Source organism: Klebsiella sp. C360 (assembly GCF_048822415.1).
GTDB lineage: Bacteria > Pseudomonadota > Gammaproteobacteria > Enterobacterales > Enterobacteriaceae > Klebsiella > Klebsiella quasipneumoniae.
In genome coordinates, this window is sequence record NZ_JBMEZZ010000001.1 from 133,217 (window position 1) to 149,244 (window position 16,028).

A 16,028-nucleotide genomic window follows, 5' to 3' on the forward strand; every position below is an offset into this window, starting at 1 on the left:
GCGTTCTGCAGAACGCCGCCAATCAATAACAGACCAGTCATTCAAACTCAGCGCGGAATCAGGATATCCTTGCTATGGATTTTTATTTTTCCCGTTTTGAACATCGTCGACCGCCTGAGCCGCTCAGCACCCCGCGCTGGGTGAGGATGATCTGGCAGGTATTAGCCGTGGCCGCCCTGGTTCTCGGCGCCAATTATATTTACTGGCGCTGGACCGCGTCTTTAAATACCGACGCCCTATGGTATGCCGTTCCGCTGGCGCTGGCGGAAACCCTGGCGTGGATTGGCACAGTCCTGTTCACCATAAATTTATGGCAGGAAAAAGATCCTCCGCCAGGCGTCCCCCCGACGGAGATTAACGACTGTCTGCGAGCGGATGAAGCGGTGGAGTCGAGGCCGATTAAAGTCGATCTGTTTATCGCCACCTACTCCGAAGATGTGGAGCTGGTCAGGCTGTCGATCCGTGACGCCATGCGGATGACCTATCCCGGTCCGCTCGACTATAAGGTGCATGTTCTTGACGACGGGCGTCGCCCGGAGATGAAGGCGGTCTGCGAGCAGGAGGGGGCGAACTATATCACCCGTCAGAGCAATATCGGCTATAAGGCCGGTAACCTGCGCAATGGGCTGGAACATACCGATGGCGACTTTCTGATCATCTGTGATGCCGATACCAGCGTTTTCCCGACCCTGCTGAGCAATACGCTCGGCTATTTTCGCGATCCGGACGTCGCCTGGGTGCAGACCCCGCAATGGTTTTTCGATCTCCCGGAGGGGGAGGATCTGGCGCGCTGGCTGCGGCGTAAAGCGGGCGGCGCAGGTTACGGCGTGGGCTGGCTGGCGCAGAAAATCGTCGGTCCGCTGACCATTGGTCGCGATCCGTTTTTCAACGATCCGCGCATGTTTTACGACGTGATTTTACGGCGCCGCAACTGGGCTAATGCCGCATTCTGCTGTGGCGCCGCCTCCGTTCACCGGCGGGAAGCGGTGATGCAGGCCGCGCTGCGCAGCTACGTCTGGAGCGTTGACGCCGAGATCGCGCGTCATACGCGGGATATTCGCGACCCGGCAACGCGGGAAGCGCTGCAGGAGGCCATGCGCCCCCACGTGGCCTACGATACTGAACTGACGCCCTATAAGTTCCACGTCTCGGAAGATATTTATACCTCCATCCTGCTGCACGGCGACGCTGCCCGCCGCTGGCGCTCGGTAATGCACCCGCGGATCGAGTCGAAAATGCTCTCGCCGCAGGATATGCTGACATGGATGATCCAGCGCTTTAAGTACGCTGCCGGTTCGCTGGATATCCTGTTCCATGACAACATCTTCAGCCGCCGCCGCTTTAAACTCTCGCTGCCGCAAACGCTGATGTATGCGACCACCTTCTGGTCCTATCTGGCCTGCGTATGGAATACCGTGTTCCTGATTTCACCCATTATCTATCTCTTCACCGGCATTCCCCCGGTGTCGGCGTGGTCTACCCCTTTCTATCTGCACTTTTTACCCTTTTTTATCGTCTCCGAACTGGCCTTTATGTTCGGCACCTGGGGTATTTCGGCCTGGGACGGCCGGGCCTCTTACCTCTCCTTTTTCTCGATGAATCTGCGGGCGCTAAACACCGTTTTGCGCGGGGAGCAGATCAAATTTCACGTCACGCCAAAAGAGCGACAGACGGGCCGTTTTCTCTATCTCGTCAAGCCGCAAATTGCCATCGTTATACTCACCCTGACGGGGCTGCTATGGGGCGGCATCCAGGTGGCGCGCGGGCAGGTTGACGATCCCTCCGGGTACGTCATCAACATTTTTTGGGGCGCGGTGAATATTGCCGCCATGCTGCCGCTGATCTTCGCCGCCATATGGACGCCCCCCGAAGAGCAGGAGACAAGTCGATGAGGATCCGCGACGCCCTGCTCCCCGCCCGCAGCTACCTCACCATCCTCATTGGCTTCCTGCTGGGTTTTGCGATTGTCGTGTGGGTGGAAAAACAGATGCCCGCGCGCGTCGAGAGCAGCGGTGGGATGACGTTGAGCCAGGATTTTCCGCCGCTCCCTGCCCCGCGCGAGCTGACCTTTGACGAGGCGATCTGGGCGCGAGTGGCCTGGCAGTATTATGTGAATAATACTCAGCCAAACGGTCTGGCCAACGCGCACGATGGCGAACCCTGGCTTAGCCTGTGGAGCGTCGGCAGCTATCTTTTCGCCGTGGTCGCCGCAGAGCAGCTGCATATTGTGACCGCCGCCGAAGGTGATGAGCGCCTTGCCGCCGCCCTGTTTACGCTCGGTCAACTGCCCCTCAACGCCCAAGGATTGCCCGCCGCTCAGTACCATGCCGACACGCTGCAGATCCTCGGCAGCCCGGACTCCTCCGCCATCGGTATGGGACGCCTGCTCACCGCCCTGCAAACGCTGCTCTGGCGCTATCCTCAGCACGCCGCCGCGGTGCGGGATCTGTTTAATCAGTGGCGGGTCGGCGCGCTCATCAGCAACAGCCCCGCCAGCCAGGCCGCGGCGCCGCTGCACCACTGGGCGCTGGCGGCGGATGAACCGCGGGACAGCTTTGGCTACCGGCTGTACGCCAGCCATACGCTGCGGCTGATCGACAGCGCCGCGGGGCTGGCGGTGACCAACCCGCCGCAGGGGCAGCAGATGATCGATATCGACGGCATCATGGTGCCCGACGAGGGGCTGCGCACGCCCTGGGGTCGGCAGCCTTCGCTGATCAGCCTGCCGTACCTGCTCACCGGGCTTGAGCTGGGCTTTGACGCGCAGAGCGCGGAGATCGCCTGGCGCATCATGCAAATCCAGCAGCGCCGTCATAGCCTGAGGGTCAGCAAGCCGCCGATCAGCACCGACTACGCCGAGCCCGCGCCGGATTATGCCAGCGCGCTGGCGGACCGGCAGCCGCAGAGCGCCTTCGCCCCGCGCAGCGCCGCCCCGGAGCAATCGGCGATCACCTCCACCCGCACCGCCTTTGCCTGGTACGCCCTGTTCCGTAATAGCTGGAGCGAAGCGCTGCGCCAGCAGGTCCAGACGCTGCAGGTCCCGGGCAGGGGCTGGCAGCGCGGGTTAAACCTCAACCGCAGCGTCAACGACGTTATTGACGGCGATACCAACGCGATCGTGCTGGAAAGCCTGGCCTACATTTCCCGGGGGCAGATGCTGTGTCTGGCCTGCCTGAGCCCTGCCCCTCTCCCCTCGTCCTCAGCAGGAGCAACGCCATGAAGCTGATCTATTTATCCCGTTTTCCCCTGCTGGCCGGACTCATGGCGCTGTGGCTCTCGCTCTCCGGCGCGCAGGCCGCGACCGGTCTGCCGGCTACGGAATACGCCCCGCGCAGCGGGGAGCTGACGCCGAGGGAGATGACTATCGCCAGAAACGCCTGGCAATATTTCGTCGCCAACTTTCAGCCCACCACCGGGCTGGTCAATGCGGTGAACAAATACCCCTCCACCACCATGTGGGACAGCGCCTCCTATCTGGCCGCGATGACCGCGGCCCGTGAGCTGGGGATTATTGATAAGGCGGAGTTCGACCGTCGGATGCTGAAGTTTCTCGCCACGCTGAATAAGCTCGATTTATTCCGTAACGAATTGCCCAACAAAGCCTATAACACCGTGAGCGGACAGAAGGTGAACTACCAGAACAAGCCGGGCGAAATCGGCTATTCGGCGCTGGATATCGGCAGAATGCTGATCTGGCTGAAGGTGATCAAGGAGCGCTATCCGGAATACAGCAACAGCATCGATAACGTGGTGCTGGGGTGGGATTTCAGCCATGTGGTCGATCCCTGCGGCACGCTGTACGGGGCGTATCTGGAAAACGGCCAGCCAAAATACGTTCAGGAAGGCCGCCTGGGCTACGAGGAGTACGGCGCGGCGGGCTTTCAGCTGTGGGGATTTAACACCTGTCAGGCCAGCCGTCCGCAGCCCTACGAGCTGGCGGAAATTTACTGCGTGCTGGTCCCCTATGATTCGCGCGACCCGCGGCAAACCAGCCAGCATAACTATGTGGTCAGTGAATCTTACGTGCTGTATGGCATGGAGTTTGGCTTTGATAATCCTGCTGACCGGAACAACAGTCCGCGCGAGTACTCCCATCCATGGATGAAAAACTTTGCCGACCGGGTCTATCAGGCCCAGGAGAATCGCTACGCCATCACCGGGATCCTCACCGCCCGCTCCGAGCATCAGCTCGATAAATCGCCGTACTTTGTCTATGACACGGTGTTCAGCGATGGTTTTAACTGGAACACCATAACCGACAAAGGCCAGTTCGTACCGAACAGCGCCGCCGTGTCGCTCAAAGCGGCGATGGGGATGTGGGTGCTGTGGAACTCGCCCTATACCGATCGTCTGCTGGACGCCATTGAAAACGCGAACGAAGCGGGTAAAGGCTATTACGAGGGGCTGTATGAGAACGGCGACGGGCCAATCAATGAATTTACCGCCAACAATAACGGCATCATGCTGGAAGCGCTGTTGTTTAAAAAAGAGGGCAAACTGCTGCAGTTTTCCAGCGACAATCCGAAAAACCGCAATTTCGCCCCGTCGCTGTGGGACAAGAAGCTGGTGGATCTCTTTGAACCGAATAACGGCCCGCGCAATCGCCCGTTCCTGAGCAACACCCCGGCCGTCAAAACATGGTGCGAGCAGACCGGGACCACGCAGCGCACCCAACCCGCCTGCCAGGCCTGCCAGTGCGCCGCCTGCAAGGCTGACGAGCCCGTTAAACTTCCGCCGGTGACCGCGCAATGCTTAAAACCCTAGCCCGCTGGCTGGCCGTCGCCGTCGTCCTGCTGCTTATCGCCCTGGCGCTGTTTGGTCGCGAAGGCGCGGGGTGGCGCTGGCTGACTAAAGGCGGCTGGCACACCACCGCCCGTATCAGCAGCCTGACGCCGCAGGAGCGGACGTGGGCGCGGATCGCCTGGCGGTACGTCGAGAACAATACCCAGCCGCAAACCGGCCTCGTCAACGGCAGCGACAAACAGCCCCGCGCGACGCTATGGCAGATGGGCGACACCCTTATCGCCCTGCTCGCCGCCAGAGAGCTGGGGCTGGTAAAGGAAGCGGAATTCGACGCCCGCCTGACGCCCCTGCTCGGCACCCTCAATCGACTGACGCTGACCGACGGCGGTTCGCCGGGCAGGCTATACTCCACTCAGACGGCGACCCCTGTCGACTTCAGCGGCATACCGGCGGGCAGCGGCTGGTCAGCGAAAGATATGGCGCGACTGATGCTCGCCCTGCGGCTCACCGCCGAACGCGCGCCGCAGTATGGCGAGTACATTGATAAAATTATCCTGCGCTGGAACTTCTGTCCGGTGATCGATAAAGACGGTGAGCTGTGGTCCGCCTCACTGCAGAACGGGCAGCGGACGATCCGCGAGGAGCTCCGGCTGGGAGACAGTGAATACGCCGCCAGCGCGTTCCGCCTGTGGGGATTTCCGGCCGGTAAGGCTCTCTCTCCCCCGGCGCGCCATGTGATTATTTATCAGCGCCGCCTCGCCGTTGACGACCGCGACCCGCGAACCACCTGGCAACCCGTGGTGCTCTCCACACTGCCCGCCATGCTGCCGGGACTGGAGTTCGGCTGGCAGCCGCCTGGCGTGTCGGAAGAGGTACAAAAAGCCATGCGCGCCCGGGCGGAAGGGATATGGCTCAGCCAGAAAACGCGCTGGTCGCAGGATAAGGTGCTCACCGCCCGGGCCGATTTTTCGCTTACCCAGGCGCCCTGGCACGTGGAAGACACCGTCTGGGGAAATGGCTACGCCTGGAATACGCTCGGGGACGACGGGAAATACTACCCCCGGCTGGCGCAGGTGACCACTAAAGCGGTCTTTGTCCTGTGGACGCTGTGGGAAACCGAGTATACCGATGCGCTGATGGCGGTCACTACCCATCTTAACGACCCGCAGCGCGGCTGGTATGAAGGTCGGGTCGAGGCCACCGGCGACGTCAACGCCACCCTCACCCTCTCCACCAACGCCATGGTGCTGGAGGCGCTGTTTTACAAACACAACGCCGGGCCGTTGTTCAAAAACGGCCTCGCGGATGACAACAGCTATTTTGCCCGCCGCGCGACGGACGAATTTAACCCGCCCCGCCGCTGCCTGCCGGGCGAACGGGTCATGAGGAGCGCACCATGAAGTTTTATCGCGATCTCTTTGAAGCCAGCCTGAATCGCGTCGTACCGGAGCACGACAAACAGCGCTTCTTCGAAGCCTTCTACACTACTTTTATCCATATGTCTGCGGAAACCGAGCAGCACTTCTCACAACGCTCCGGCGAAGAGGGCCAGCAGATGATCTTTAAAAGCTTTTTCGCCATGCTGGCGGTCAACGGCGACCTCTTTGTACCCGATTTCCTGGAACGGCTGGCGCGGGCGCAGAGCGAGGAAGGCCTGCGTCTGCCGCCGCGTTTTTTTGCCCTCTGGCGGGAAGCGATGCTCAAAACCGTCCGCGCCAGCGATCCGCTGTGCGATGAGGAGATCCTCACCGCATGGGCAATGGCCATCGCCCCTGGGCTTGAGTATCTGCGCCGCCAGGCGGAGCTGCACTATCAAACCGCTGGCCAGTAATCATGCATGCCGCTAACCGTACCGACCTCAACCTCCTGCCCTCGGCGGTGATGATCTACGATGAGCGCGAACGACTGCAGGCCTGGAATGATAAGGTGGCGCTGTTTTATCCAACGATCGCGCCCTGGCTCGCCGTCGGTGCCTCTCTTGAGAGCCTGGCGGAGAAGTTTATCGATGCCGGATATAACATCGACCCTGGCCGGCAACAGACGCTGCGCGAGGCGATAATCCGCAACTGCCGCCAGACGAACCACTGCGAGGTCCGTCAGTCGGGCAACCGCCGGATTTACGTTCAGCATCAGCGGCTGGCGGATGGCGGGATTGTCAGCCTGCATACCGACATCACCGAGCTTGACGAGGCCCGACGCTCGCGTCACCAGCTTCATGACGACTTTTTATTCACCGCGGAGTCGATCCAGATCGGCATCTGGGACTGGCAGGTCTCCGGCGACAGCCTGCAGGTCAATGACACTCTGCTGGCGATGGTCGGCCAGTCACGGGCGCAGTGGCGCTTTCCACTGCGTTTTATGCTCAATCTGGTCCACGAGGACGATCGCGCCACCCTGCAGCAGGCGATGATCGCCTCGCAAAACGAGCATATGCCGGTTTTTGAATGTGAGCTTCGCGTCCAGCACCCCACGCAGGGCTGGCGCTGGATGCTGCTCTCGGGGCAGATCGTCACCCTCAATATGCAGCAGCAGGCAGAGCGGGTGATCGGCACCTTGCAGGATATTACCCGGCGCAAAGCCGCAGAGCTGCTGGCCATTGAGGCGGCGAAGGAAGCCCGCGAGGCGAACGAAGCGAAAAGCGCCTTCCTCGCCAATATGAGCCACGAAATCCGCACCCCGATGAACGGCATTCTCGGCATGACGCAGCTCTGCCTCGACACGCCGCTGACCGCGGAGCAGCGGGAGTACCTTTCGCTGGTGATGAGCTCAGCCCAGTCGCTGCTGCACATTATTAACGACATTCTTGATTTCTCACGCATTGAGTCGGGCAAGATGCAGGTGGACGAAGAGCCGCTGGAGATCCGCCCCTTTGTTCAGTCGCTGATCCGCCCGCATATGCCTGCCGCCAGCGAAAAGGGCATTGAGCTGCTGGTGGATATCTCCCCAGCGGTGCCCGAGGTGCTGATCGTCGATGGCCCCCGGCTGCGGCAAATCCTGACCAACCTGTTGGGTAATGCGCTGAAGTTCACGCATCAGGGGGAGGTTCTGCTGGCGATAGCGCCGGCCGACGACGAAAACCGCTGGCGCTTTCGCATTCGCGATACCGGCATCGGTATCGCCCCGGAGAAGCAAAAGGCGATCTTCGAGGCTTTCAGCCAGGCCGATAGCTCCACCACCCGCCGCTACGGCGGCACCGGTCTGGGGTTAACCATTTCGGCCCGCCTGGTCAACCTGATGGGCGGCGAGCTGACGGTGGAGAGCCAGCCCGGGGCGGGCAGCGAATTTGCCTTCACCCTGCCGCTGACAGCGCTGCACGCCGCCGCCGACAGCGCCCCGCTGGGCCACTTTAACCACCAGCGGGTGCTGGTGGTTGACGACAACAGCACCAACCTGCGCCTGCTCGACGCCATGCTTCGCCAGATGGGGCTGATGCCAAGCTGCGTGGACAACGCCGGCGAGGCGCTACGCCGGGCCGCCGAAGGGCCGCCCTGGCCGCTGATCCTGCTGGACGCGCAGATGCCGGATATGGACGGCGTATCCCTGGCGCTGGAGCTTTCCGCCCTGCCCGAGGCCCGGCAAAGCCAGATTATTATGCTCAGCTCCATGAGCCGCCATTTTGACGCCAATATGCTCAAGCGCATCGGCATTGCTCACTATCTGCATAAACCGGTGGCGCAGCGCGAACTGCATCAGGTTATCGCCGGCATTCTGGTTCCCACGCCGGTGGCGGCGACAGCGCCAGCCCCCGTTGCGGAGCCGGTCAGGGAACAGGCCGGGCTGCATATCCTGCTGGCCGAGGACAATCTGGTTAATCAGAAGGTCGCCAGACGGCTGCTGGAACAGCTTGGCCACCGCTGCGAGGTGGTGAACAACGGCCGGGAGGCGCTGGCGCGCTGGCGCGCCGACTGCTGGGATCTCCTGCTGATCGATCTGCAAATGCCGGAGATGGACGGTGAAACCGCCATCCGCCTGCTGCGTGAAGAGACGCAGGCGCTCGGCCGGGAGCACCAGCCCGCGATGGCTATGACCGCCCACGCGATGCAGGGCGATAGAGAGCGCTGTCTGGCGATGGGCTTCGACGGCTATATCGCCAAACCGGTGAGCCAGGAGGCGCTACGGGAGGCCATCGCCCGCGTCGGCGCGGCGGAAAATAGCGGTCCGGAGGAAGAGGAAGGCCTGCCGGACGAGGCCCGCCTGCTGAAACAGTGCGCCGACGATCCTGAGCTGGTCGAGGAGCTGCTGGGGCTCTTCGCTGCTGGGCTTGACGCTGCCGCCGCCGCCCTTACCCACGCCATTAACGCTAATGACCGTGAGACGTGGCGTCGCGCCGCCCACAAACTGCGCGGCGAGGCGGCCACCCTTGGCTTTCAGCGCCTTTCCGGGGTGCTCCAGCAACTGGAGAGCCAGGCAGCCTCGCCCGACCAGAGCGTGCCGGGCGACCTGTGCGACGCGCTGGCCGAGGCGATCGCGGGCTGCCGCCTGTGGCTGCGCCGCAGAATGCAGGAGGCTCCCCGTGATCGCTAGACGTCTTCTGCTGCTGGTGGTTTGCCTGCCGCTGGCGCACGCCGGCTCAGCGCCGGTGACCTGGTCACTGGCCGGACAATGGCGGGTGCATGACGCCAACGACAGCGCCTTCGACGGCGCGCAGGCTTCGGACGGCGACTGGCGCACGCTGCGGGTACCGGCAAACTGGTACAGCGCCGGATACGATCATCAGGGCGCCCTGTGGTATCGCCATCAGTTTACCCTGCATGGCCTGACGCCGCACGCCATGGCCACTCTGGTGTTTGACGGCGTCGATTACTTTGCCGAGGTGGCGCTCAACGGCAAGACGCTGGCCCGGCACGAAGGGTATTTTCAGCGCTTCCCGGTGGACATCAGCGGGGTCGTTCGCCGCCATAATCAGCTCGTCGTGCGGGTCGACAGCCCCTATGAAGACCCGCAAACGATCTGGCCGCTGCACAAAACGCTGATGAAAGGGATCCTGAACCAGCACGATACCCGCCCGGGCGGCGCCTGGTCGGTTCAGGGGCAGGATGCCAATTCCGGGGGGATCTGGGCGCCGGTGAAGCTCCATCTGAGCCGCGGCGTCACCCTCGACGAGGTGATCCTGCGCCCGGACTGGCGACAGGGGCTGGAGCAGCCCATTCTGCGTGCCGAAATCCGCTATCGGGCCGTGACCCCCGGCCCCGTCACGCTGCGCCTGACGGCCACCCCGGACAATTTTTCCGGCCCGCGTTTTCAACAGGCCTTCGCGGTCACCCTGGAGAACACCGCAGGCGTCCTGCGCGTCTCGCTGCCCATGCCCTCGGCAAAGCTCTGGTGGCCCGTGGGTGCTGGCAAACCTAACCTCTACCGGGTGCGCGCCACCCTCGCGGATAACCGGGGGATCATGGATACCGCCGTCACCCGCACCGGATTACGTAAGGTGGAAGCGCTGGCGGACAATCAGGGCTGGCGCATCAATGACAAACGGCTGTTCATCAAGGGCAGCAACTATATTGGCTCGCCGTGGCTGAGCACCATGACGCGGAAAAAATATCGCCGGGATTTCAGGCTAGTCACGGCCATGAACGCCAACGCCATCCGCGTTCATGGCCACGTGGCGGGTCGCGCGCTATATGAGGTGGCCGATGAGATGGGGCTGATGATCTGGCAGGATGTTCCGCTGCAGTGGGGTTATGATGACAGCGTCGCCTTTGCCGATAACGCGGTGCGCCAGACCCGGGCGATGATGGACCAGTTCGGCAATTCGCCGGCGATTATTGTCTGGGGCGGTCACAACGAGCCGCCGTGGAACTCGCCGTGGATGGAGAAACGCTTCCCCGACTGGCGTAAAACCTTAAACCAGACCCTGACGCAGCGGGTGGGCGATGCGCTGGCGGAAGATACCTCCCGCATCGTGCATCGCTTTTCCGCTGTTGAAGAGCACTACTGGGCGGGCTGGTATTTCGGCACCCTGCGCGACCTGCTCTCCCCGGCGAAAACCGGGATTATTTCCGAGTTTGGCGCCCAGGCGCTGCCCCGCCTCTCCACCCTGAAGACCATTATCCCGGCCCGTCTGCTGTGGCCGAAAACCACCGCCGCCGACGACCCCGGCTGGGTGCGATGGAAGTACCATAATTTTCAGCCTTTCCAGACCTTTAAATTTGCCGGTATTCCACGAGGCAACACTATTCAGGAGATGATTGAAAACACCCAGGCGTATCAGGCCAGGCTGGTGGCGCTGGCAGCGGAGAGCTATCGCCGCCAGCGTTATCAGCCGGTGACCGCCTTGTTCCATTTTATGTTTGTCGAGACATGGCCCTCCATCAACTGGGGGGTGGTGGATTATCTGCGCCAGCCGAAGGCGGGTTACTATGCCCTGCAGCGCGCCTATCAGCCGATCCTGCCATCCATCGAGCCGGTGACCGCCAGCTGGCGTCAGGGTAGCCCGGCGACGGTGCGCCTGTGGGCGATTAACGATACCTGGACGGCCTGCGAGGATTGTCGCCTTACCTGGCAGGTCAGGCAAAATGGCCAGATGCTCGCTCAGGGTGAAACCACCCTGACCCTACCGCCGGACGCCGGCCAGATGGTCAGGGAGCTGACCGTCACCCCCGCCGGCCCGCAGCCCGTGACGGTCGACTACCGCATCGACAACCGTCGCGGCACACGCGTGGGCGCTAACCAGCATACCGAACCCGTCGCCGCGGCGCAGGCAGCTAAATGAAGCAGGCTTCACGCTGAGCCGCGATCAGTCGTGGATTTTCACCCCCAGACAGCCGCGAACGAATTCAGGGTTAAAGTGTTTCACTGCTTCGCCAACGTAACCTAAATCCAGATCGCTAATTTGCGCCATTTCGCGCGCAGTGAGCGAGAAATCCCAGATGGCAAAGTTCTCTTCAATACGCTCCTGGCGGGTGGATTTAGGAATGACCGTGACGCCTCGCTGCACGTTCCAGCGCAGGACCACCTGAGCAACGGTTTTTTGGTGGGCATCGGCAATCTCCTGCAGCATGGCCTCTTCATACGGATTATGTCTGCCACCGCCTAACGGCGCCCAGGCTTCCGGCTGAACATGATAGTGCTTCATGGTTTCCAGCGCCGCGGGCTGGGCGAAATAAGGATGCAGTTCGACCTGATTCACCATCGGCCTGATTCTGACGGTTTCGCAGAAGTTAGCTAACACATGGGCATAGAAATTGGACACGCCGATCGCTTTCAGGATACCGGCTTCATAAGCCTCCTCCAGCGCGCACCAGGCGCTGAAATAATCGCCCATCGCCTGATGCAACAGATAAAGATCGAAGTATTCCAGCCCGGATTTTTTTAAGGACGCGGCAATCCCGGCTTTCGCCATCCCGGCGTTGGCCATGTCCTGAACCCACAGTTTGGAGGTAATAAATAGCGCCTCGCGGGTACACAGACCTTCGGCGATGGCTTCGCGAACGGCCTCCCCCACCGCATCTTCATTATCGTAGACGGCGGCGGTATCGATGAGGCGGTAGCCGGTGCGAATGGCGTTCAGCACCGACCGCTTACACTCTGCTTTATCGGTCACCTTAAAAACGCCAAAACCCAGCATCGGCATTTTACGGTTGTTACTTAATACACAATATTCCATGGTCATCCCTCATCTTGTTTAACCATCATGGTAGGCCATAAACGTCGCCGTGATTACCCTGTCATTTGTGATTTGACTTATGCATCCAGCTCATTAATCGGCGTGCGCTGAGATGAGCTGATTTTGGCAGAGAGCAGAAAAGTCGCCCCTGCCGCCGCCAGCAGTAACAGACCGCTCAGTGCAAAATTGCTGCGCCATCCCAGACTATCAAACACCAGGCCGCCTGCCGTTGACCCGAGGGCAATCGATAGCTGGATCACGGCGACCATCAGACCACCGCCCGCCTCCGCATCCTCGGGCAGCGTCCGCGCAATCCACGTCCACCAGCCGGTGGGCGCGGCCGTCGCCAGCAGGCCCCACAGGCTTAACAGTACGGCGACTGATCCCGGGTGGTGTCCGGCCAGCAGAAGCGTTCCGGCAATCGCGGCCATGACCAAAGGGATAGCCACCAGCGTCGGATAAAACCGGGCGTTCAGCGCGCTCGAAATAAGCAGCGTGCCGACAAAACCGGCGGTACCCATCGCCAGCAATATCAGGGAAAGACCAGAGGAACTGACTCGGGTCTCGGTCTCCAGAAACGGTCGCACATAGGTAAATAAGGTAAACTGCCCCATAAAAAACAGCCCGCAGGCCAGCAATCCAAGGAATACCGTCGAGCGGCGGAACAAACCCAGCACGGTTCCCTGCGGCTGTGGTGCGCGCTGGCTTTTCATCGACGGCAGGCTAACGCATTGCCAGACGAAGGCCACCATCGCCAGCGGGACGAGACATAAAAAGGCGCCGCGCCAGCCGACGGTGGCCCCCAGGTAGCTGCCCAGCGGCGCTGCCACAACGGTGGCCAGCGCGTTGCCGCCGTTAAAGATGGCCAATGCGCGGGGGACCTGACGTTGCGGCACCAGGCGAATGGCCGTTGCGGCCGACATAGACCAGAAGCCGCCGATGACGATCCCAATGAGCGCCCTGCCCAGCATATAAACTGGATAGCTGGACGCCAGGGCAATCATCATTCCCGAGACCGCCATCAGCGCCGTGAGCGCTAACAGAAGGTATTTACGATCCCGTGCTCCCGCAAGGCGAGAAATGCTCAGGCTGGTCAGCACCGCCAGCGCGCCTGAAATGGCAATGCCCTGACCGGCTAATCCCTCGGTGACGCCTAAATCGCCAGCGATGGGCGTTAACAGGCTGACCGGCATAAATTCTGAGGCAATGAGTACAAATACGCAGAGCGTCATCGCCCATACGCCGCTCCAGCAGGCGCGGGGGTGATCCGCTGATGGTGTAGAACGTGATGCAGGCATTATTAATTTCCTTTCTGGCTCCCGGACAGTAAAAAGCCGCCAGCAAGCGCGCGGCGGCTTTGGGGATGGCTCCGGCACAGGAGATCTATTTCAGGTTGGTTTTAAAAAATTGCTCGAACTTACTAAAGGGAATTTTGCCTGCGGCGTTGTCATAAAGATCGACATGGTTTGCGCCAGGGACAATCACCAGTTCTTTCTCGTTGCTGCCAATAGCCTTAAAGGCAGCTTCGGCAAAATAGCGAGAATGGGCTTTTTCGCCCGTCACGATAAGCGTCGGAATAGTCACTTCGCCGGCATAATTCAGCAGCGGCATATTCATAAACGACAGCGGCATCGTCGCATTCCATGCCCCGGTTGAATTAACCGAACGCGGATGGAAACCACGCGGCATACGGTAATAATCGAAGAACTCTTTCAGGACCGGGTTGGGATTGGCGGGCAAGGTTTCCGGCAAAATACGATCGGCAGCGCTGACGTTGCCTTTATCATCAACATAAATGTCATGCCCGCCGGGGGCGAAAGTGCCGTTTGCCGCATCCTTCCAGCGCTGCGCGTTCAGGTACTGCAGTACCGCTCGGCGGTCGGCTGTCGTGTAGCGGTCTTTGCCATCGCCGACTCCATGCCCCATCGCGCGGCTCATGTCATACATGACGCTGGTCGCCACCGCTTTGACGCGCGTATCCATCGCCGCGTCGTTTAAGGCCATACCGCCCCATCCGCAAATGCCGAGCAAACCGATACGGTGGCGATCCACCTCTTTTTGCAGGCCCAGAAAGTCCACCGCCGCGCTGAAATCCTCAGTGTTAATATCCGGGGAAGCGACGTTCCGCGGGTAACCACCGCTCTCGCCCGTATAGGATGGGTCAAACGCCAGGGTAACAAACCCTTGTTCAGCCAGCGTCTGCGCATACAGGCCGCTGGATTGCTCTTTTACCGCGCCGAAGGGACCGCTAACGGCAATGGCTGCCAGCCTGCGGTCGCCGCGATCCTTCGGCAAGTAGAGGTCTCCTGCTAAGGTAATCCCGTAGCGGTTGTGGAAGGTCACCTTACGATGATCCACTTTCACGCTCTCAGGAAATGTTTTGTCCCATTTTTCAATCAAAGAGACAGGCGTATTCGGGTTAGTCGTATCAGCATAACTCATCGTTGTGACTCCACTTATTGAGGCGCAAAGCAGCATGGCGGGTATCGCGGCTGTCAGTTTTTTGGTGAAAACCGTCATCAAAGCCCCCTAAATAAACGTGATCAATGCAAATCTCCAGTAGACAACGCTGCTGCGCTTTGTTGTCGTGGGCTTAGTGTAGCCAGCAGTAATAGTGCTGATTAGTGGGTGAAAAATGCTAAGATTAATACCATATTGTTCTAAATGGCATGCAGATTACGAGGCGGGAGAATGGCGAAACGAGAAAACTATAATGACCTTTATCTGTTTATGCAGGTGGTGCGGGAAGGCAGTTTTACCGCCGCAGCGCAACGACTTGGCCTGGCGCAGTCCGGGATCAGCCGTTCGGTTCGTGAACTTGAAGAGCGCCTGGGCGTTCAGCTTCTGGTGCGCACCACCCGCCGTTTGTCGCTCACTCAGGCGGGTGAACAGCTCTATCACAATGTCGAATCCGGTTTCGACGCCTTAGATATGGGACTCGCCACGCTGGCCCACTATCGTCAAACGCCCTCCGGTACGGTACGCATCAATGCCAGCCAGCATGCCATTGATAAAGTCCTGCTGCCGAAGCTGGCAGTATTTAAACAACGCTATCCCGATATCAGACTGGAACTGATCAGCGAAAGCCGGTTTGTCGATATTATTGCGGAGCGATTCGATGCGGGCGTACGTCTGGGCCCGGAAGTCGGAAGCGGCATGATTGCGGTGCGCATTTCGCCCGATATGGAGATGGCGGTGGTGGGTACACCGGAACATTTTCGACGCTACGGCTTTCCACAAACGCCCGCCGATTTAGTCGTCCACCCCTGCATCGCTTATCAGTTTGGCGACGGCAGCCTTTACGCCTGGGAACTTAACGTGGATGGCAAAAAAATAACTCATCCGCCGCAGGGACAGTGGGCTTTCGCCGATAGCTATATGGAAGCCAAAGCGGCCAGGCTCGGTCTGGGGCTGGCCTATGTCCCGGAAGAACTGATTACCGACGATCTAGCGCAGGGCACGCTTATCCGGGTGCTCCAGCGTTATAGCCAGCGTCTGGAAGGTTCATTTCTCTATTACCCGCACCGCAATGTATCGCCCGCGCTGAGAGCGGTCATTGATACATTGCGAATGTAGCAGAGGATGCCTGCGGGCAGCAGGTATCGGTTGGCGGAGGGGGCTGAGCTCAGAGCTTTCGCTTAATTCCGAACTATGCAAATTGTCATGCAAGGCGGAAATG

At 60.5% G+C, this 16,028-nt stretch carries 11 protein-coding genes; 8 read left to right on the forward strand and 3 right to left on the reverse strand.

Annotation, left to right across the window (positions count from 1 at the left end; translation table 11 throughout):
- Positions 1-74: 74 nt before the first annotated feature.
- From ACOI7D_RS00620 to ACOI7D_RS00650, 7 genes are read left to right on the forward strand one after another with little or no spacing between them, the layout of a single operon-like run.
- Positions 75-1,892, forward strand: a complete 1,818-nt coding sequence (locus tag ACOI7D_RS00620) for a glycosyltransferase (RefSeq protein WP_109547458.1) — start codon at positions 75-77, stop codon at positions 1,890-1,892.
- Positions 1,889-3,220, forward strand: a complete 1,332-nt coding sequence (locus ACOI7D_RS00625; protein ID WP_044522499.1) for a DUF3131 domain-containing protein — start codon at positions 1,889-1,891, stop codon at positions 3,218-3,220. The genes ACOI7D_RS00620 and ACOI7D_RS00625 overlap by 4 nt, the downstream gene beginning before the upstream one ends.
- Entirely contained in the window at positions 3,217-4,764 is a 1,548-nt protein-coding gene (locus ACOI7D_RS00630) for a DUF3131 domain-containing protein (RefSeq protein ID WP_044522496.1), read from the forward strand. The genes ACOI7D_RS00625 and ACOI7D_RS00630 overlap by 4 nt, the downstream gene beginning before the upstream one ends.
- A complete protein-coding gene (locus tag ACOI7D_RS00635; protein ID WP_109547459.1) occupies positions 4,749-6,143 on the forward strand; it encodes a DUF3131 domain-containing protein in 1,395 nt (464 codons plus the stop codon). Before ACOI7D_RS00630 ends, ACOI7D_RS00635 begins: the two co-directional genes overlap by 16 nt.
- Complete coding sequence (locus ACOI7D_RS00640; protein ID WP_023289374.1) at positions 6,140-6,574, forward strand: hypothetical protein; 435 nt, start codon at positions 6,140-6,142, stop codon at positions 6,572-6,574. The genes ACOI7D_RS00635 and ACOI7D_RS00640 overlap by 4 nt, the downstream gene beginning before the upstream one ends.
- A 2-nt stretch (positions 6,575-6,576) precedes the next feature.
- Positions 6,577-9,267: a hybrid sensor histidine kinase/response regulator gene (locus ACOI7D_RS00645; RefSeq protein ID WP_109547460.1), complete on the forward strand. Its 2,691-nt coding sequence runs from the start codon at positions 6,577-6,579 to the stop codon at positions 9,265-9,267.
- Positions 9,257-11,455, forward strand: coding sequence for a glycoside hydrolase family 2 protein (locus tag ACOI7D_RS00650; RefSeq protein WP_109547461.1), 2,199 nt, complete (start codon positions 9,257-9,259; stop codon positions 11,453-11,455). Before ACOI7D_RS00645 ends, ACOI7D_RS00650 begins: the two co-directional genes overlap by 11 nt.
- A gap of 24 nt (positions 11,456-11,479) precedes the next feature.
- Here the strand turns inward: ACOI7D_RS00650 and ACOI7D_RS00655 are convergent, their stop codons facing one another.
- From ACOI7D_RS00655 to ACOI7D_RS00665, 3 genes are all read right to left on the reverse strand, one after another.
- Positions 11,480-12,349, reverse strand: a complete 870-nt coding sequence (locus ACOI7D_RS00655) for an aldo/keto reductase (protein ID WP_049013427.1) — start codon at positions 12,347-12,349, stop codon at positions 11,480-11,482.
- 77 nt (positions 12,350-12,426) lie between these two features.
- Positions 12,427-13,647, reverse strand: a complete 1,221-nt coding sequence (locus ACOI7D_RS00660) for an MFS transporter (protein ID WP_226453174.1) — start codon at positions 13,645-13,647, stop codon at positions 12,427-12,429.
- A gap of 85 nt (positions 13,648-13,732) precedes the next feature.
- Positions 13,733-14,869: an alpha/beta hydrolase gene (locus ACOI7D_RS00665; RefSeq protein WP_109547463.1), complete on the reverse strand. Its 1,137-nt coding sequence runs from the start codon at positions 14,867-14,869 to the stop codon at positions 13,733-13,735.
- Positions 14,870-15,040: 171 nt separating this feature from the next.
- Here ACOI7D_RS00665 and ACOI7D_RS00670 point away from each other — a divergent pair, with 171 nt between their 5' ends.
- Positions 15,041-15,925: a LysR family transcriptional regulator gene (locus tag ACOI7D_RS00670; RefSeq protein WP_060590999.1), complete on the forward strand. Its 885-nt coding sequence runs from the start codon at positions 15,041-15,043 to the stop codon at positions 15,923-15,925.
- Positions 15,926-16,028: the final 103 nt, after the last annotated feature.

Excerpts from the sequence above, each read along its gene's own strand:
- ACOI7D_RS00630 (WP_044522496.1), top strand. The coding sequence starts at position 3,217 with ATGAAGCTGATCTATTTATCCCGTTTTCCCCTGCTGGCCGGACTCATG.
- ACOI7D_RS00660 (WP_226453174.1), bottom strand. The coding sequence starts at position 13,647 with ATGCCTGCATCACGTTCTACACCATCAGCGGATCACCCCCGCGCCTGC.
- ACOI7D_RS00620 (WP_109547458.1), top strand. The coding sequence starts at position 75 with ATGGATTTTTATTTTTCCCGTTTTGAACATCGTCGACCGCCTGAGCCG.
- ACOI7D_RS00670 (WP_060590999.1), top strand. The coding sequence starts at position 15,041 with ATGGCGAAACGAGAAAACTATAATGACCTTTATCTGTTTATGCAGGTG.
- ACOI7D_RS00655 (WP_049013427.1), bottom strand. The coding sequence starts at position 12,349 with ATGGAATATTGTGTATTAAGTAACAACCGTAAAATGCCGATGCTGGGT.
- ACOI7D_RS00625 (WP_044522499.1), top strand. The coding sequence starts at position 1,889 with ATGAGGATCCGCGACGCCCTGCTCCCCGCCCGCAGCTACCTCACCATC.
- ACOI7D_RS00645 (WP_109547460.1), top strand. The coding sequence starts at position 6,577 with ATGCATGCCGCTAACCGTACCGACCTCAACCTCCTGCCCTCGGCGGTG.
- ACOI7D_RS00635 (WP_109547459.1), top strand. The coding sequence starts at position 4,749 with ATGCTTAAAACCCTAGCCCGCTGGCTGGCCGTCGCCGTCGTCCTGCTG.
- ACOI7D_RS00665 (WP_109547463.1), bottom strand. The coding sequence starts at position 14,869 with ATGACGGTTTTCACCAAAAAACTGACAGCCGCGATACCCGCCATGCTG.
- ACOI7D_RS00640 (WP_023289374.1), top strand. The coding sequence starts at position 6,140 with ATGAAGTTTTATCGCGATCTCTTTGAAGCCAGCCTGAATCGCGTCGTA.